Annotated in this window: 17 protein-coding genes; 13 read left to right on the top strand and 4 right to left on the bottom strand. The window is 72.9% G+C overall.

Features of this window, described 5'->3' with window-relative positions; all coding sequences use genetic code 11:
• The first annotated feature begins 11 nt into the window (after nt 1-11).
• From ruvX to ASG88_RS22100, 8 genes are all read left to right on the top strand, one after another.
• On the top strand, nt 12-473 hold the full coding sequence (ruvX, locus tag ASG88_RS22065; RefSeq protein ID WP_056889611.1) for a Holliday junction resolvase RuvX: 462 nt from the start codon (nt 12-14) through the stop codon (nt 471-473).
• A complete protein-coding gene (gene mltG, locus ASG88_RS22070; protein ID WP_056889612.1) occupies nt 466-1,638 on the top strand; it encodes an endolytic transglycosylase MltG in 1,173 nt (390 codons plus the stop codon). Before ruvX ends, mltG begins: the two co-directional genes overlap by 8 nt.
• Nucleotides 1,638-2,504 carry a shikimate dehydrogenase gene (locus tag ASG88_RS22075; protein ID WP_056889613.1) on the top strand — a complete coding sequence of 289 codons (867 nt, stop codon included), beginning with the start codon at nt 1,638-1,640 and terminating at the stop codon, nt 2,502-2,504. Before mltG ends, ASG88_RS22075 begins: the two co-directional genes overlap by 1 nt.
• Entirely contained in the window at nt 2,501-3,274 is a 774-nt protein-coding gene (locus tag ASG88_RS22080; protein WP_056889614.1) for a prepilin peptidase, read from the top strand. The genes ASG88_RS22075 and ASG88_RS22080 overlap by 4 nt, the downstream gene beginning before the upstream one ends.
• 56 nt (nt 3,275-3,330) lie before the next feature.
• Nucleotides 3,331-4,509 carry a chorismate synthase gene (aroC, locus tag ASG88_RS22085; protein ID WP_056889615.1) on the top strand — a complete coding sequence of 393 codons (1,179 nt, stop codon included), beginning with the start codon at nt 3,331-3,333 and terminating at the stop codon, nt 4,507-4,509.
• A gap of 49 nt (nt 4,510-4,558) precedes the next feature.
• Nucleotides 4,559-5,074 carry a shikimate kinase gene (locus tag ASG88_RS22090; RefSeq protein ID WP_235534966.1) on the top strand — a complete coding sequence of 172 codons (516 nt, stop codon included), beginning with the start codon at nt 4,559-4,561 and terminating at the stop codon, nt 5,072-5,074.
• Nucleotides 5,071-6,168: a 3-dehydroquinate synthase gene (aroB, locus tag ASG88_RS22095; RefSeq protein WP_056889616.1), complete on the top strand. Its 1,098-nt coding sequence runs from the start codon at nt 5,071-5,073 to the stop codon at nt 6,166-6,168. The genes ASG88_RS22090 and aroB overlap by 4 nt, the downstream gene beginning before the upstream one ends.
• A gap of 70 nt (nt 6,169-6,238) precedes the next feature.
• Nucleotides 6,239-8,695 (top strand): SCO7613 C-terminal domain-containing membrane protein, encoded by a 2,457-nt coding sequence (locus tag ASG88_RS22100; protein WP_056889617.1) that lies wholly within the window; start codon nt 6,239-6,241, stop codon nt 8,693-8,695.
• Nucleotides 8,696-8,723: 28 nt separating this feature from the next.
• Here the strand turns inward: ASG88_RS22100 and ASG88_RS22105 are convergent, their stop codons facing one another.
• From ASG88_RS22105 to ASG88_RS22115, 3 genes are read right to left on the bottom strand one after another with little or no spacing between them, the layout of a single operon-like run.
• Nucleotides 8,724-9,260: an RNA polymerase sigma factor gene (locus tag ASG88_RS22105; RefSeq protein ID WP_056889618.1), complete on the bottom strand. Its 537-nt coding sequence runs from the start codon at nt 9,258-9,260 to the stop codon at nt 8,724-8,726.
• A 3-nt stretch (nt 9,261-9,263) separates the two neighbouring features.
• Nucleotides 9,264-10,016, bottom strand: coding sequence for a hypothetical protein (locus ASG88_RS22110; RefSeq protein ID WP_056889619.1), 753 nt, complete (start codon nt 10,014-10,016; stop codon nt 9,264-9,266).
• 50 nt (nt 10,017-10,066) lie between these two features.
• Nucleotides 10,067-10,726 (bottom strand): hypothetical protein, encoded by a 660-nt coding sequence (locus ASG88_RS22115; protein ID WP_056889620.1) that lies wholly within the window; start codon nt 10,724-10,726, stop codon nt 10,067-10,069.
• A gap of 163 nt (nt 10,727-10,889) precedes the next feature.
• Between ASG88_RS22115 and efp the strand changes: the two genes are divergently transcribed.
• The 5 genes from efp to ASG88_RS22140 all read left to right on the top strand — a co-directional run bounded on the left by efp (nt 10,890) and on the right by ASG88_RS22140 (nt 15,720).
• Complete coding sequence (gene efp / locus ASG88_RS22120) at nt 10,890-11,453, top strand: elongation factor P (protein WP_056889621.1); 564 nt, start codon at nt 10,890-10,892, stop codon at nt 11,451-11,453.
• Nucleotide 11,454: 1 nt separating this feature from the next.
• The gene (gene nusB / locus ASG88_RS22125; RefSeq protein WP_056889622.1) at nt 11,455-11,862 is read left to right on the top strand and encodes a transcription antitermination factor NusB; all 408 of its coding nucleotides are present in this window, start codon (nt 11,455-11,457) and stop codon (nt 11,860-11,862) included.
• A 64-nt stretch (nt 11,863-11,926) separates the two neighbouring features.
• The gene (locus tag ASG88_RS22130) at nt 11,927-12,748 is read left to right on the top strand and encodes a DUF1206 domain-containing protein (protein WP_056889623.1); all 822 of its coding nucleotides are present in this window, start codon (nt 11,927-11,929) and stop codon (nt 12,746-12,748) included.
• A 14-nt stretch (nt 12,749-12,762) separates the two neighbouring features.
• Nucleotides 12,763-14,124, top strand: coding sequence for a dihydrolipoyl dehydrogenase family protein (locus ASG88_RS22135; RefSeq protein WP_056889624.1), 1,362 nt, complete (start codon nt 12,763-12,765; stop codon nt 14,122-14,124).
• A 477-nt stretch (nt 14,125-14,601) separates the two neighbouring features.
• Nucleotides 14,602-15,720, top strand: a complete 1,119-nt coding sequence (locus ASG88_RS22140; protein WP_056889625.1) for an acyltransferase family protein — start codon at nt 14,602-14,604, stop codon at nt 15,718-15,720.
• Nucleotides 15,721-15,862: 142 nt separating this feature from the next.
• On the opposite strand, the gene ASG88_RS22145 is transcribed toward ASG88_RS22140, so the two are convergent.
• A complete protein-coding gene (locus ASG88_RS22145) occupies nt 15,863-16,558 on the bottom strand; it encodes a TetR/AcrR family transcriptional regulator (protein WP_056889626.1) in 696 nt (231 codons plus the stop codon).
• Between the last annotated feature and the right edge of the window lie 35 nt (nt 16,559-16,593).

The raw sequence follows: 16,593 nt of genomic DNA on the forward strand, positions 1-16,593 counted from the left end.
GGGAGACGGACGTGCGCACCGGAACGAGGGTCGGCATCGACCCCGGGGACGCCCGGATCGGGGTCGCGCGCAGCGACCCCTCCGGCTTCCTGGCCACGCCCGTCGAGACCGTACGCCGCGGCAAGGGCGACGTGGCCCGGCTGCGGCGGATCGTCGCCGAGACGGAGGCGGTCGAGGTGGTCGTCGGACTGCCCCGCTCGCTCTCCGGCGGCGAGGGACCCTCGGCCGTCAAGGTGCGGGACTTCGCCGGGCGGCTGGCGCGCCAAATTGCCCCCGTGCCCGTCAGGCTGTGTGATGAGCGCTTGACCACGGTGTCCGCGGAGTCCATGCTCCGCGACCGGGGTCGCAAGGGAGCAGCACGGCGTGCCGTGGTGGACCAGGCGGCTGCCGTCCTGATCCTCCAGCACGCGTTGGACACCGAGCGCGCGAGCGGTAGCGCGCCAGGAGAGATCGTCGAGGTCAACGATGAGTGACGAGCAGCAGTACGACTCCACCGACAGGGCCGACGACGCCGTCGACTTCGAGGAGGACGCGTACGTCGAGGGTGGGCGGCGCCGCAAGAAGCGGGGCTTCTCGGGGTGCCTCGCGGTGCTGGTCGCGCTCGCGGTCCTCGTCGGTGGCTTCTACTTCGGCGTCACCCGGGGCGTGGAGTGGGTCTCCAGCCAGTTCACCACCGCCGAGGACTTCTCCGGTCCCGGTCGGGGATCGGTGACCTTCGAGGTGAGCGAGGGCGACACCACCGCGCAGATGGGCCGCAACCTCAAGGCGGAGGGCGTCGTCGCGTCCGTGCAGGCGTTCCTCGACGCCGCTGCCGCCGAGCCCGACTCGGCCGGCATCCAGGTGGGCTTCTACGAGATGCAGAAGGAGATGGCGGCCGACGACGCGCTGGAGGTGCTCCTCGACCCCGCCAACCAGGTCAAGAGCGTCGTCACCGTGCCCGAGGGCATGCGGGTGGAGGACGTAGTCACCCTGCTCGGTGAGCAGACCGACTTCGGGGCCGCCAAGTGGCGCAAGGCGCTGGGCCAGGACATCGGGCTTCCCGACTACGCCGAGGGCAACCCGGAGGGCTACCTGTTCCCCGCGACGTACGAGATCGGTCCGAAGGACAAGCCCCGCGACGTGCTGACCGCGATGGTCGACCGGTGGCGCCAGGCGGCCGAGGACGCCGGCCTGGAGGAGGCCGCGGCCGAGCTGGGCAAGACCCCGGCCGAGCTGATGATCATCGCCTCGCTGGTCGAGGCGGAGGGCCGCGGCGACGACATGCCCAAGATCTCGCGCGTCATCTTCAACCGTCTCGACGGTCCCGGCGACAAGGCCGGCACCAACGGCCTGCTGCAGATCGACGCCAGCGTCAACTACGGCCTCGACCAGGAGCTGGGGGTCGCGCTGACCACCGAGCAGCTCCAGCAGGACACGCCGTACAACACCTACACGCGGCCCGGCCTGCCCCCGACGCCGATCGAGGCTCCCGGTGACGCGGCGATCGCCGCCGCGGCCAACCCGGAGGAGGGCGACTGGTACTACTACGTGACGGTCGACCTGGCGACGGGCGAGACCAAGTTCGCCGAGACGTACGACGAGTTCCTGACCTACAAGGACGAGTACACCGAGTACTGCACGACGTCCGACGCCTGCTGATGGGTGGTCCGGAGGCGGGCGGTCCGGAGGCGACGGGTCGTCGCTGCGGCGTGCTCGGCGACCCGATCGCCCACTCGTTGTCGCCGACCCTGCACCGCGCGGGCTACGCGGCGCTCGGCCTGGACTGGGAGTACGACGCCCACCGGGTCGGGCCCGGCGGGCTGCGGGACTTCCTCGACGGCCTCGGTGCTGAGTGGCGCGGGTTGTCGCTGACCATGCCGCTCAAGCGGGAGGCGGTCGGGGTCGTCGACGACCTCACCGAGCGGGCCCGGCTCGCCGGGGCGGCCAACACCGTCCTGCTCGAGGGTGACCGCCGGGTCGGGGACAACACCGACGTCCCGGGGGCGATCGCCGCCATCCGCGAGCGCACCGGCGCCCACCTCACCAGCGCCGCGATCCTGGGCGGGGGAGCGACCGCGACCTCCGTCGGGCTGGCCCTGGCCGACCTGGGGGTGCGGTCGCTGGCGCTGGTCGTCCGCGAGCCGGCCCGGGCCGCCGAGACCCGCGAGGCCCTCAACGGGCATCCCGGGCGACCGGACGTGGTCGTCGGCATCCTCGACGACCCCGCCCCGCTCGAGGTCGACCTCGTCGCCTCCACCATCCCGGCCGAGGCCCAGGACCACCGGCTGGTCGCCCGGTGCCGCGCCGCGGAGGTGGTCTTCGAGGTGCTCTACCACCCGTGGCCCACGCCGCTGGCCGCGTCGGCGGGCGACCGCGTGCTGGTGAGCGGGCTGGACCTGCTCCTGCACCAGGCAGCCGTCCAGTTCGAGCTCTTCACCGGCCACCGGGCCCCGCTCGCCGCCATGCGCGCTGCGGGTGAGCAGGCACTGGCCGCCCGCTCGGCGGCAGGGGACCCCCGCCCATGAGCGACACCCTGCTGGCTGCCGTGGTCGCCGGCGTGCTGTGCGGACTGCTCGGCCTGCTCGTGCCCCGGCTGCTCGCGGCCGTGCCGGAGCCGGCGCCGAAGGACGATCCGGTGGAGCCACCCGCGGACGGCACCCTCGAGCACGCCTCCGTCGAGGTCGCTGGTCCGGCCGAGGAGCCCAAGCCGCTCTACGCCGACCTCGCCGCCCGCCCGCGTCTCGGGGCGCTCGCCGCCCTCGTCTCGCTGGTGTCCGGGGCACTCGTCGGCGCAGCGACCGGGTGGGACTGGCCGCTCGTGTGGCTGGTGCCGCTGGTCCCGGTCCTCGTGGCGCTGTCCTACATCGACTGGCACACCCGCCTGCTGCCCCGCCTCGTCGTCCTGCCGGCCACCCTCCTCGCGGCCGTCGCGGTCGTCGCGGTGGGGTTCGCCACCGACGAGCGGGACGCGCTGGTGCGGGCGCTGGTGGCGATGGTGGCGGTCCGCTCGTTCTTCTGGCTGTTGTGGTTCGTCCGGTCCGCCGGCATGGGCTTCGGCGACGTGCGGCTCGCGGCGCTGGTGGGTCTCGTCCTGGGCTGGGTCGGCTGGGGGACCGTGGCGATCGGGGTCTGGGTCGGGTTCGTGGCCTTCGCGGTCCCGGGGCTGCTGCTGGCCGTCGTACGCCGCGACCGCTCGCTGCTCAAGCAGGCGTTCCCGTTCGGTCCCTTCATGGCCCTGGGGGCCCTGGTCGGGCTCGTGTGGGGTCCCGCGCTGTCCCGCGCCCTCTGGGGCTGATCTCGCCGCCCGAGGACGGGCGTCGGTGCCGCGGGCGCGCGTGAAAGACTGCGGGCATGCTGCGTTGGCTCACTGCGGGCGAGTCCCACGGCCCCTCCCTGGTCGCCATCCTCGAGGGCCTGCCCGCCCACGTCCGTGTCACCTCCGACGACATCTCCGACGCCCTCGCCCGGCGTCGCCTCGGCTACGGCCGCGGCGCCCGGATGAAGTTCGAGGCCGACGAGGTGACCGTCATCGGGGGCGTCCGCCACGGCGAGACCCAGGGCGGCCCCGTCGCCATCCAGATCGGCAACACCGAGTGGCCCAAGTGGGAGAAGGTCATGTCGGCCGACCCCGTGGACCCGGCGGAGCTCGACGCGCTGGCCCGCAACGCCGCGCTCACCCGCCCGCGCCCCGGGCACGCCGACCTCGTCGGCATGCAGAAGTACGACTTCGACGAGGCCCGCCCGATCCTCGAGCGAGCGTCCGCCCGCGAGACCGCCGCCCGGGTCGCCCTGGGCCGGGTCGCCACGCACTTCCTCTTCCAGGCGGTCGGTGCCGAGGTCGTGAGCCACGTCGTCGAGCTCGGCGGTGTCGCCGCGCCGGCGGGGTCCGTCCCCGACCCCGACGACCAGGGGCGCCTCGACGCCGACCCGGTCCGCTGCCTCGACCCAGAGGCCAGCGCCGCGATGGTCGCCCGCATCGACCAGGCCCACAAGGACGGCGACACGCTCGGCGGTGTCGTCGAGGTCGTGGTTCACGGACTGCCGCCGGGCCTGGGCTCGCACGTGCACTGGGACCGTCGCCTCGACGCCCGGCTGGCCGGCGCCCTCATGGGCATCCAGGCCATCAAGGGCGTGGAGGTCGGCGACGGCTTCGGCCTGGCCGCCACGCCGGGGTCGGAGGCGCACGACGAGATCGTCTCCACGCCCGACGGGCTGCGCCGCACGACCGGCCGCTCCGGAGGCACCGAGGGAGGCATGACCACCGGCGAGGTGCTGCGCGTGCGCGCCGCGATGAAGCCCATCGCCACCGTGCCGCGCGCCCTGCGCACCATCGACGTCGCGACCGGCGAGGAGGCGGTGGCCCACCACCAGCGCTCCGACGTGTGTGCCGTCCCGGCCGCCGGGATCGTCGCCGAGGCGATGGTCGCCCTGGTGCTCGCCGACGCCGTGATCGAGAAGTTCGGCGGCGACTCCGTGCGCGAGACGCGCCGCAACGCCGAGAGCTACCTGGACACCCTGAGGTTCCGATGAGTCACCCCACGAAACCGCTCGCTGCACTCGCGCTTCCGCGGGGACCCCGATGAACCAGCGATCCTCCGGTCCCCGGGTCGTGCTCGTCGGCCCGATGGGGGCCGGCAAGTCCACGGTGGCTGCTCTCCTCGGTGAGGCGTGGGGCCTCCCGGTCCGCGACACCGACACCGACATCGTGGCCTCCCAGGGCCGCACCATCGCCGACATCTTCGTGGACTCCGGCGAGGAGCACTTCCGGGCGCTCGAGGCGACCGCGGTCGCCGACGCGCTGGCCACCCACGACGGCGTCCTGGCGCTGGGCGGGGGAGCGGTGCTCGACCCCGGCACCCGCGACCTGCTCGCCGGCCACCGGGTGGTGTTCCTGCGCGTCGGGCTCGCCGAGGCGGTCAAGCGGGTCGGCCTCGGCGTCGGCCGTCCGCTGCTGCTGGGCAACGTCCGCTCCCGCATCAAGACCATGCTCGACGAGCGCACCCCCGTCTACGAGGGCCTGGCGACGCTCGTGGTCGACACCGACGAGCGCACCCCTGCCGAGGTCGCCACCCAGATCCAGGAGCAGCTCACGTGACCGACACCGTCCTGCACGTCGGCGGCGCGTCGCCCTACGACGTCGTCGTCGGCCACGACCTGGCCGACCGGCTCCCGGGCATCCTCGGTGAGTCCGTGCAGCGGGTCGCGGTGCTGTACGCCGGCTCGCTGGGCGAGCTCGTCCAGCCCGTCGTCGACGCCCTCGTCGACCGCTACGACGTGCTGGCGCTGGGCCTGCCCGAGGGCGAGGCCGCCAAGACCGCTGCCGTCGCCGCCGACTGCTGGGAGGCGCTGGGGGAGGCGGGCTTCACGCGCTCGGACGCCGTCGTGACCTTCGGCGGCGGCGCGACCACCGACCTGGGCGGCTTCGTGGCCGCGACCTGGCTGCGCGGCGTACGGGTGGTGCACGTGCCCACCACCGTCCTCGGGATGGTCGACGCGGCCGTCGGGGGCAAGACCGGCATCAACACTGGTGCCGGCAAGAACCTCGTCGGCTCCTTCCACGAGCCGGCCGGGGTGCTGTGCGACCTCGCCCTGCTGCGGTCGCTGCCGCGCGAGGAGCTCGTGTCCGGCCTCGGTGAGGTCGTCAAGTGCGGCTTCATCGCCGACCCGGCGATCCTCGAGCTGGTCGAGGGCACCGATCCCGCCGACCTCACCGCGGGCTCCGCCGAGCTGCGCGAGCTCGTCGAGCGCGCCATCCGGGTCAAGATCGACGTCGTCGTCGACGACCTGCGCGAGACCGGCGGCCGCGAGGGCCACCCCGGCCGCGAGGTCCTCAACTACGGCCACACGCTGGCGCACGCGATCGAGCGCGCGAGCGGGTACGCCGTCCGCCACGGCGAGGCCGTCGCCATCGGGTCCGTGTACGTCGCCGAGCTGGCCGCGCTGGCCGGCTCCCTCGATCCGGCGCTCGTGGACCGGCACCGTGCCGTCTTCGGCCGGGTGGGCCTGCCCACGGGCTATGCCGGGGCGTCGTTCGAGGAGCTGCACGAGGCGATGAAGGTCGACAAGAAGTCCCGCGGCAACCAGCTGCGCTTCGTCGTGCTGGACGACCTTGCGGTGCCCCGCGTGCTCGCCGGCCCGTCCGAGGAGCACCTGCGCGCGGCCTTCGTCGCCATCGGCGGGGACCGCTGAGCCCTCGTACTCAGCGCGACTGAGCAGCGTGGGTGATGGGCGCGACGACCTCCCGGGTGGACCATCAGGCATGTTCACCTACGCCGACCCGCGTGCCTGCCCGGGATGCCGTGCCCCGCTGACCCTCCCCGCCCTGTCGTGCCGGTCGTGCGGGCTGTCGCTGACCGGTCCGGCGCCCGGCCGGGTCTACGAGGCGCTCCTGCACGTCGACGGCCTCGTCGCCGCGATGTACGCCCAGGTCCCGACCCCGGCCGCAGCTCCTGATGCTCCCGACGCGGCGACCGACGCGGCCACCGACGCGGCGGTCCTACCCCGCCCGGCGTCCGCGCCGTCGTACGCCCCGATCGGCCTCAGTGCCGCGTCGGTGCCGCGGATCCTGCTCGGCCTGGGGGCGCTGTGCCTGGTGGTGGCCGCGGTGGTCTTCCTCGCCGTTGCGTGGGCGGCGCTCGGTGTGGGCGGTCGCACCACGGTCCTGGTGGTCCTGACCGCGGTGGCCGCCGGGCTGATGGCCTGGCTAGCCGCTCGCGACCTGCGCGCCGGGTCCGAGGCCTTCGCCTGCGTGGCGCTCGGCCTCCTGGCCCTCGATCTCGGCGGCGCGTGGCGCGCCGGGTGGCTGGGTCCGCTCGGTGACGAGCCGTTCGTGGTGCTGGCGGGACTGGTCGTCGCCGGCGCCGCCGCAGCGGTCGGGCGCTGGACGGTGACCACCCCGGTGGGGGCGCTGGTCAGCGCCCAGGTGGTCGGCGTGGTGGCCGCGCTGGTCGCCTCGCTCGGCGTGCCCGGGACGATCGAGCGGGGGGACGCGGTCGGCGTCCTGGGGGCGTTGCTCGTGTGCGCCGCCGGCGCGGCGCTCGGGCACCTCCTCGGGCTCCGCGTCCTCGCGCTGGGGGCGGCCGTCGGAGCGATCGGCTGGTGGTTGGCGCTGGTGGTCGTCGGGGTCGGTCACCTCGACGAGCTCTCGGTGGCCAGCGTGTGGGGAGAGCTGGCCGTCTGGCCGCTCCTCGCCGCCACCGCGCTGGCGGCCGTCGTGGCACTGCCGCGACGGCTGCCGACCGAGGCGCGGGTCGGGGCTGCGGCGGTCGCGGCCCTGCTCGGCACGACGGTCGTCACGGTGGTGGCGTTCGACGAGTCGGCCACCCGGGTGGCACTCGTGGAGCTCGCCGTCGTCGCGGCGTACGCCGTGCTCGCGGCCCGTCTGACCGGCGCCTGGCGCTGGGTCTGCGCGGCCCCGTCGGTCGTCGCGGCGCTCGGCCTCGCCGCGAGCGTCCTGCTGCTGGTGGGCGCGGCGCTGCCCGTCCTGGTCCTCCACGACCCGTGGAGCGTCGGCGTCCTCACCAGTCTCGACGCCCCCGACGTGCCGTGGTCCTGGCCGCTGCTGCTGCCCGTCGGTGTCGTGGGCATCGCGGTGGCAGCCTCCACCGTCCTGCGCTGCGCCGGCCGTCCTGCCGGGTCAGCGCTGGTCCCCGGGGCCGCGCTCGCGCTGGTCGCCCTGGCGCTGGTTCCCCCGCTGTACGCCGCCCCGCTCCTGGTCGCCGTGGTCGTCCTGCTCCTCGTCGGAGGTGCCCTCGCCGTCGGGGGAGCGGTCCTCGAGCGGGTCGAGGTGCTGGCCCTGGCCGCGGTGACGCTGCTGCTGGCCCTCGGCACCGCGCTGGCGAGCGACTGGGTGACCGCCGGGACGCTCGCCGTGCTGACCGCGGCGGCGGTGGCCCTCGAGGTCGTGCCGCCCCGCACCTGGCGCGACGTCGGCGCCGCGCTGGCCCCGCTCACCGGGGCCGGCCTGCTCTGGACCCTCGGGCACCTGGCTGGTGTCCCGGTCGAGGTCCGTGCCCTGCTCGTCCTGCTCGTCCTGGGCGTCGCGGTCGTGCTCGTGCCCCGGGTCGGGCGCGAGGTGGCCTCCGCCGTCGCCGCGGTGTGCGCCGTGGTCGCCCCGGTGGTCTCGGCGGGCCCGGCCGGCTCGGTGGACCAGACGTGGCTCGCCGTCCACCTCACGGTGGCGGGCGTGGTGGCGACCGTGTCGTCCCTGGTCAATGCGGACCGACGACGCCTCGCGTGGGCCGGGCTGGGCCTCCTGACGCTGGCGCAGTGGGTGCGGCTGCAGCAGGTAGGGGTGGGGACCGTGGAGGCCTACACGCTCCCGCTCGCGCTGGTGCTGCTCGTCGTCGGCGTCGTGTCCATGCGGCGGGGCGACGACTCCAGCGTGCGGGCGCTCGGGCCCGGCCTCACCCTCGGCCTGGTCCCGACCCTGCTCCTGGTGCTCGTCGACCCGGTCGACCTCCGGGCCGTCCTGCTGGGCCTGGCCTGCCTGGTCCTGGTCGCCGTCGGCGTGTCCCAGCGCTGGTCGGCCCCGCTGGCCGCCGGGGCCGTGACGGGGGCGCTCGTCGTCCTCCGCGAGGGCACGTTTGCCCAGGTGCTCCCGCAGTGGGTGCTGATCGGCCTGGTGGGGGTGCTGCTCACCGTCGTCGGCGTCACCTGGGAGCAGCGCCTCCGGGAGCTCCAGCGGGCGTCGGCCTACGTCCGGGGCCTGCGCTGACGACTCCTGGCTCCGCGCCCGGCACGCCTCACGAGGTGACGGTGAGGCTCGGCACGCGCCGCAGACGGGCCAGGCCGCGGTGGCGCGCCACCCGGACGGCCGCGTGGGTCAGCCCGAGCGCAGTCGCGGTGGTGCGGATGTCGAGACCCACCACCTCCAGGCAGCCGATGACCTCGCGCTCCCGCGGCGGCAACCGGTCGATGAGCTGGCGCACGGCGGCGACACGCAGGGCCATCTCGTCGGCAGGCGGTGTCTGCACGTCGGGCACGGCGTCCGACGGTTGGGTGTTGCGCCGCGTCGTACGCCGCCTGGCGTTGACCGCGTGCAGCCGGCCGATGCCGAACAGCCAGCCCGCGAAGTCGTCGTCCCCGCCGCGGAACTCACCGACCTTGGTCGACGCAGTGAGCCAGGTCTCCGAGGCGAGGTCCTCGGCCGAGGCCGCCACGTCCGCGGGGGCCAGCGTGCGCAACCACACCAGCAGGCGCCCGGCATGGGCCTCGTAGGCCTCGCGCCAGGCGCTGGGGTCGCCGTGCCGCAGGCGGTCGACGAGTCCGGTCGTGGTCACGGCCTACTCGTCGTCCTCGACCTCGTCCGCGTCGACCTCGTCGGGGTCCTCCGTGCTCGGGCTCCGGTCCGAGGTGGTCTCGTCCCGCGGCTCGGACGTCGCCGAGGACCCACCGGGTCCGGAGCTGTCGTCCTCCGAGTCCCCTGAGTCCCCTGAGTCCCCTGAGTCCCCTGAGTCCCCTGAGTCCTCCGACTCGTCGGGCTCGTCGGACTCGTCGTCGGAACCCGAGGTGGTGGCGGTGGTGCTCGGTGAGCCGGACACCGAGTCCTCGGGATCGTCCTCGGGGCCGGAGGTGGAGGCGGTCGGGGCCGGGCTCGTGGGTCCCGGTGAGGTGGGCACGGGTGAGCCCGACGCACCCGCTCCCTCCTCCTGCGGACTGCCCGGCGATGCGGGTGACGTCTGCGGGGTTGGGGACGCGTCGGACGACGTCGCCGGGGGGTCGGTCGCCGTGCTGTCCTCGCGTTGCGGGGGTCGGCTCGGCCCCGGGTCGGGCGGCGCGGGGGTCCCGGTGGTGGGGGCGTCGGGCGTCCGCGTCGGTCCGACGTCGGAGTCGTCGGCCTGGCTGCCTGCCACCGCGGCGGCGGCCCCGATCACGGCAGCGCACGCGGCGGCCGCCAGGAAGGGTGCCCACCGCGGCGTGGGCGTGCGCACCGGTGAGGAGGCCGCGTTGGCGGCGAGGAGCGCGATGAAGGCGTCCGGCGCCGGGGTCGGTGCCGGTTCGATACGCAGGCCGCCTGCCTGCTGGTCGTCATCCATCACGCGCTTCTCGCCCTGTCGTCCTGCCCCTGTCCCGACGCTACGCCTGATCAGTCGTCGTCGCCGTGGTCGTCCGAGTCGTCGCCCGAGTCGTCGTCGCCACCGCCGTGGCTGCCCGAGTGGTCGTCGGAGTCGTCGTCCGCGTCGTCGTGCCCGCGGTCCTCGGCGGCGTCCTCAGCGTCCTCGGCTGCTTCCTCGGCCGCCTCGGCGGCCTCCTCGGCTGCTTCCTCGGCCGCCTCGGCGGCCTCCTCGGCTGCTTCCTCCGCCTCCTCGGCGGCCTCCTCGGCCGCCTCCTCAGCGTCCTCGGCAGCGTCGTCCTCGTCCTCGTCGCGGTCGTCGTCGGCCGTGGGTGACGCGGTCGGAGAGGTCGGCGACGGTGTGGTGGTCGACGGGACGGGAGACGGGGTCCCGGACGCGTCGTCGTCGTGCTCCGCCTCGTGGTCGTCACGGTCGTCGCCGTCGTCGCTCTCGTCGTCCGACGGGCTCGCCGTCGCGGTGGGCGACACGGTGGGCGATGTGGTCGTCGGGGAGGGCGTCGGGGTGGACGTCTCCTCGTCGTCGTCGTCCGAGGAGGAGTCCTGCACCTGGGAGGTGCCGGGCGGGGGCGCGTCGTCCGAGGCGGCCGCGCCGACGGCGTACGTGCCGCCGATGATGGTCAGGGAGGCGACGGCGATGGCCGCGAGCTTGGTGTTGCTGGTGAGAGGTCGCACGAGTACTCCTGGGTCCGGTGGCGTCGCGGCCGGGGCCGCCCGACACCTCGTACACGTCGCGGGCGGTGGCTGGTGTTACATCGACACCGAATCGGAGTGCGACGGGTCGGACGCTAGGGTTGGGCGACTCCCGACCGACTGTAGTGAGGCTGATCCGCGCGCCATGGCAACCACCAACGACCTCAAGAACGGCATGGTCCTCAACATCGAGGGCCAGCTCTGGACCGTCATCGAGTTCCAGCACGTCAAGCCCGGCAAGGGCCCGGCCTTCGTGCGGACCAAGCTCAAGAACGTCGAGTCCAACAAGACGGTCGACAAGACCTTCAACGCCGGCACCAAGGTCGAGACGGCCAACGTCGACAAGCGGACGATGCAGTACCTCTACAACGACGGCACGTCGTACGTCTTCATGGACACCTCGACGTACGACCAGCTCGAGGTCGCGCCGGAGATCGTCGGCAGCGCCAAGAACTTCATGCTCGAGAACCAGGAAGCCATCGTGGCGACCAACGATGGCCGCGTGCTCTTCATCGAGCTCCCCGCCTCCGTCGAGCTCCTCATCGCCGAGACCGAGCCGGGCCTCCAGGGCGACCGCTCCACCGGTGGCACCAAGCCCGCCACGCTCGAGACGGGCCACCAGATCAACGTGCCGCTCTTCATCACCGCCGGCGAGAAGGTCAAGGTCGACACCCGCGACTCGTCCTACCTCGGCCGTGTGAAGGGCTGACGTGTCGGCTCGCGGCAAGGCCCGCAAGCGCGCACTGGACGTCCTGTACGCCGCCGAGATGCGCGGCGAGCAGCCCGTCGAGGCCCTCGAGCGGATCATCGCCGCCGGCGAGGGCCCGACCAACGACTACACCTCGACCCTCGTGCACGGCGTCGCCGAGCACCAGGCCCGCATCGACGAGCTCCTCGGCACCTACGCCCAGGGCTGGACGCTGACCCGGATGCCGGCGGTCGACCGCAACGTGTTGCGCCTCGGCGTCTACGAGCTGCTGTACGTCGAGGACGTCCCGGACGGCGTCGCGGTCTCCGAGGCGATGAGCCTCGTCCGCGACCTGTCGACCGACGAGTCGCCGAGCTTCGTCAACGGCCTGCTCGGCAGCATCGTGCGCGACAAGGCCGACCTGGTCTGAGCGTCGGATCTGTTGCCTCACGCGGGTGAGGCGGGACTCGCCGTGGGGCCCTAGGGTGGCGTCCATGGGAGAGGTCGCCGACAAGGCACAACGCACAGGTCAGCAGGCACATCAGAGCGATTGGCTGGACTGGGCGATCCGGGCGGGGCTCGTCGCCTACGGCGTCGTCCACCTGATGGTGGGCTGGCTCGCCGCCCAGCTGGCACTGGGGGAGAAGTCCGAGAGCGCGTCCAACGCGGGCGCCCTGCACGCGCTGGCCGAGCAGCCGATGGGCGGCGTGCTGATCTGGATGATCGCCGTCGGCATGATGCTGCTCGTCGTCTGGCGCCTCCTGGAGTTCGCGATGGGCTACCAGGACGAGACCGACGACAAGAAGCGCTGGCGCAAGCGCCTCACCTCGCTCGGCAAGGCGATCCTGTATGGCGTGCTGGCCTGGACGGCGGTCAAGGTCGCCGTCGGTGACGGGTCGAGCGGCGGCACCGACTCCACCACCGCCAAGCTGATGGACCTGCCCGGCGGGCAGCTCATCGTGGGGGCCGTCGGGCTCGCGATCGCCGGTTACGGTGGCCTGCTGGTCTACCGCGGGTGGACCGAGAAGTTCACCGAGCACCTCACTGCCCAAGGGCAGTCCGGCAACGACGGATCGGCGATCGTCCTCTTCGGCAAGGTCGGCTACATTGCCAAGGGCATCGCGATCGGGATCGTCGGCGGCCTGTTCTGCTACGCCGCGATCACGCACAAGGCCAAGGAGTCGGGCGGCCTCGACCAGGCACTGCAGACGGTCCTCGAGCAGCCGTTCGGCCAGTTCCTGCTCCTTGCGATCGCCGCCGGCATCGCCTGCTACGGCCTGTTCTGCTTCGCCCGCGCCCGGCACCTGTCGCGCTGAGCGGGGACGGACCGATGAGCGAGCGAATCGCCTGTGACGTCGTCGTCCTCGGGCTCGGTCCCGGCGGGCAGGAGCTCGCGACCGAGCTGGCCGAGGCCGGTCTCGACACCGTCGGGGTCGAGATGCACCTGGTGGGCGGCGAGTGCCCGTTCTACGGGTGCACCCCCAGCAAGCTGATGATCCGGGCCGCCGACCACGTCGCCATGGTCCACCGGGCCGACCACCTCGCCGGACCGGCGACGGTGGAGCCCGACTGGTCGCGCCCGGCCGCACGAATCACCGACGAGGCCACCAAGGGGTGGACCGACGACGCCAACGCCAAGGCCGTCCAGGAGGCCGGGGTCCGGCTCGTCCGCGGCCACGGCCGGCTCGTCGCGCCGGGCGTCGTGGAGGTCGAGGGGGTGGAGTACGAGGCGTCACGGGGCGTCGTGCTCAACACCGGCACCGAGCCCCTCGTGCTGCCGATCGATGGCCTGGCGGACACGCCGTACTGGACCAACCGCGACGTCGTGCAGGTCACCGAGCTGCCCCGCAGCCTGGTCGTCCTCGGCGGCGGCCCGATCGGCTGCGAGCTCGCACAGGCGATCGCCCGCTTCGGGGTCGCCGTCACCGTGATCGAGTCCGACGACCGGCTGCTCGCGGTCGAGGAGCCCGAGTCGAGCGAGCTCGTCACCCGGCTCTTCGAGGCGGAGGGCATCGCCGTGCACACCGGCGTCCAGGTCGACCGGGTGGAGCACGACGGCACCTTCGTCCTCACCGCCGGCGACCTGCGGGTCGAGGCCGAGCGGCTGCTCGTCGCCGCCGGGCGCAGCAACAACATCCGCGACGTCGGCCTCGAGAACGTCGGCCTCGACCCGGACGCCAAGACCGTCGAGACCGACGAGCGGATGCGGGCCGGCGACAAGCTGTGGGCCATCGGCGACATCACCGGGCACGGCCGTTTCACCCATGTCTCCACCTACCAGGCCGAGGTGGCCAAGGCCGACATCCTCGGCGAGGACGGCCCCGTGGCCGACTACCGGGCGGTGAGCCGGGTGACCTTCACCGACCCGGAGATCGGCTCCGTCGGGCTGACCGAGGAGCAGGCGCGCGAGCAGGGGCTCGACGTCCGCACCGGTTTCGCCGACGTCAGCGGGTCGGCACGCGGCTGGCTCGACGGCGAGGGCAACGAGGGCCACATCAAGCTCGTCGCCGACGCCGGCACCGGGCTGCTGGTCGGGGCCACCACGATGGGCCGCACCGGGGGAGACCTGGTCGCGATGCTCGCGCTGGCCATCCACGCGAAGGTGCCCCCGTCCGTCGTACGCCGGATGCACTTCGCCTTCCCGACCTACCACGGGTCGGTCATGACCGCCCTGGACGACCTCGGGCTCTGACGCGCAGCGGGAGGAAGGAGAGCATCCTGACCGCGTGGCACTGTGCGTTGAGGTGACGCCCAGGGGGGATGACCCCTACCCAGCGCTGGAGTTCCTGGTCTTCGACGTGCCACCGTCTTGGGCCGCGATCGGCTCACGCATCAACGCGCTCAGCTGAGACTCGCCGCCACCATGGGCTCGTGCACTGCTGGAAGCAGCCCTGCGGACGCACGACAGGCGACGCGCGCCAGGGTCAGCTGCCGGCTCATGTCGGCAGATGCGGGAGTTGTCAGTCAGCGATGTAGCCAGTCGTCGGATCCATCTGCGCGAGGAAGTCTCGGATCCGAGCACGAATCCACTGGTCATCCGAATACGCGCTCCCGGACTACGTCCGGGAGTAGTGAAGGTCTCACTCGCAGCGCGGAAGAGCTCTCATCACCCGAGATATCTTTGTTCTTGCGCGTTGCTGCTCCTGGCCAGCACGGATCAGGAGACCTCATGAACCACACGACCTCGCCCGTGCCCGGCGTCAGTGACCGATCTGCGTGGGCGGACACGGCCAAGGCCCTGTCCATCGTCCTCGTCGTCCTGCACCACACGGTCGTCAAGCACCTCGGCTTCGTCACACCGACCCCGTTGCTCGGTATGGAAGCCGTCTGGCTCGAGCTCACCTACGCGCTCAAGCCCGTGCGGATGCCGCTGTTCTTCGTCGTGTCCGGCCTCTTCGCCGGCTCCGCACTGCGTCGACCCTGGCGGGCGGTGGTGCGCAAGCGCGTCCTGAACATCTACTACCTCTACGCGCTCTGGCTCGGCATCCACATGGGCGCCTTCCTGGTCTTCGACGAGCTCCCGATGAACCGGACCCGTGGCTGGGCAGAGCTCGTCGCCAACCTCGTCGTCGCCTCGTCCGGGCTGTGGTACCTCTACGCCCTCGTCGCCTACTTCTTGGTGGCGCGGTTGCTGTTGAGGCTCGACCCCCGCGTCGTGGTGGCCCTGGCGGCGGCCCTCACCCTGCTGACCCCGGGCCTGGGGATCGACGCGGTCAACACCGCGTCGCTGTTGCAGCACTTCTTCTTCTTCGCCTTCGCCGCCCACTTCCCGTCGGTGATCGGCGCCATGTCCCGACTCAGCTTGCGGCTGACTCTTTTCGTCGCGGGTGCGGCGGCAGCGGTGATGGCAGCTCCCATGGTGTTGGGGCCCGACGGTCGGCCGAGCAGGTTCGTCATCAGCCTGCTCGCCGTACCCCTCGCAGTCAGGCTTTCCAGCCTGCTTGCTCAGTGGCGCCCAGTGGCTCGGCTCAGCTCGTTCCTCGGGAGGCGCACCCTGCCGATCTACGTCCTCCACGTCCCGGTGCTGGCTGTCCTGCATTCCTTCTTCATCGAGGCCCTGCGGTTCGGGGGGACGAGCGTCGTGTCGGTTCTGGCGCTGGCGGTGTATCCGCTCACTGCCACCTGCGTCATCATCGCTACCTGCCTCGGGATCGAGCGGGTGCTCAGTCGCACAGGTTTCGACTGGCTCTTCACAGCACCCTTCGGACCCGACCCGGCCCCGAGAACCGCGCTGGCGCCCGTCCCGAGCACCGCCGCTGCGCCGAAAGAGTTGACGGCCCATCCATAGTCGTCAGGGCTTCACGCGGCCGACTTCCTGTTCTGACGACCGCGGTCGGCGCTCACCGTCGGCGAGGACTTTCACGCAGGTGCGTGGAAGTGCAGCCCGGATCGGCGATCCCGCCGGGATGTCCACGCTGGTGCGTGGAAGTTCAGGACCGGCGCGTCGATACCGAGAGGGCCGTGGCGACGAGGAAGTCGCGCACCTGCTCCGGCGACACCGCGCCGACGGTCGGCATGCCCGGGGCGGACTCGCCGACCAGGATGCCGACGCGGGCGAGCTGGAGCCCGCCGAGCGCGCTGGCGTAGAGCTGGTTGGCGAGAAGGTTGGTGTCCTCGACCTCGAAGTCGCCGGCGGTGACACCGTCGTCGATGACGCCGGACAGCACGGACAGGCAGGCCGAGATGCTGCGCCCGAGGCGGAAGAGGGCGCTCTCGCTGATCTCGTCGAGGAGCTCGGGGCCCGTACGTCGCATCAGCGTCTGCGCACAGTCGACGAACGCGGGGTAGGTCAGGCCGTAGTCGACGAACGCGGTGACGATGGCGGTGAGGCGCGTGGCCGGGTCGCCGGGCTGGTCGGCCCCGGCGGCGAGGGCGTCGCGCAGCTCGTCGAGGTAACCGGTGAGGGTGAGCGCGAAGAGCTCCTCCTTGCCGGTGAAGTGCCGGTAGACGATGGCCCGGTTGATGCCGACCGCCTGGGCGATGTCCTCGATCTGGGCGTCGCGCACGCCGCGCTCGTCGAAGAGCCGGCGGGTGGCGTCGAGGATCTCGCGCTCGCGCTGCCGGCGGCGGGCCGCGGCGGCCGAGCGCCGGCCGTCCACGCGAGGCGCCTGCTCACTCGTCGACATGCGAGAAGTGTATGCCGTGTGCAACCCGGAGTTGC

It is taken from the genome of Nocardioides sp. Soil777 (genome assembly GCF_001428425.1).
In the GTDB taxonomy this organism is placed as follows: domain Bacteria; phylum Actinomycetota; class Actinomycetes; order Propionibacteriales; family Nocardioidaceae; genus Nocardioides; species Nocardioides terrigena.

Bases quoted from the DNA above. Each gene is read 5' to 3' on its own strand.
- mltG (WP_056889612.1), top strand. From the start codon at position 466: ATGAGTGACGAGCAGCAGTACGACTCCACCGACAGGGCCGACGACGCC.
- ASG88_RS22075 (WP_056889613.1), top strand. From the start codon at position 1,638: ATGGGTGGTCCGGAGGCGGGCGGTCCGGAGGCGACGGGTCGTCGCTGC.
- ASG88_RS22080 (WP_056889614.1), top strand. From the start codon at position 2,501: ATGAGCGACACCCTGCTGGCTGCCGTGGTCGCCGGCGTGCTGTGCGGA.
- aroC (WP_056889615.1), top strand. From the start codon at position 3,331: ATGCTGCGTTGGCTCACTGCGGGCGAGTCCCACGGCCCCTCCCTGGTC.
- ASG88_RS22090 (WP_235534966.1), top strand. From the start codon at position 4,559: ATGAACCAGCGATCCTCCGGTCCCCGGGTCGTGCTCGTCGGCCCGATG.
- ASG88_RS22100 (WP_056889617.1), top strand. From the start codon at position 6,239: ATGTTCACCTACGCCGACCCGCGTGCCTGCCCGGGATGCCGTGCCCCG.
- ASG88_RS22110 (WP_056889619.1), bottom strand. From the start codon at position 10,016: ATGGATGACGACCAGCAGGCAGGCGGCCTGCGTATCGAACCGGCACCG.
- efp (WP_056889621.1), top strand. From the start codon at position 10,890: ATGGCAACCACCAACGACCTCAAGAACGGCATGGTCCTCAACATCGAG.
- ASG88_RS22130 (WP_056889623.1), top strand. From the start codon at position 11,927: ATGGGAGAGGTCGCCGACAAGGCACAACGCACAGGTCAGCAGGCACAT.
- ASG88_RS22135 (WP_056889624.1), top strand. From the start codon at position 12,763: ATGAGCGAGCGAATCGCCTGTGACGTCGTCGTCCTCGGGCTCGGTCCC.
- ASG88_RS22140 (WP_056889625.1), top strand. From the start codon at position 14,602: ATGAACCACACGACCTCGCCCGTGCCCGGCGTCAGTGACCGATCTGCG.
- ASG88_RS22145 (WP_056889626.1), bottom strand. From the start codon at position 16,558: ATGTCGACGAGTGAGCAGGCGCCTCGCGTGGACGGCCGGCGCTCGGCC.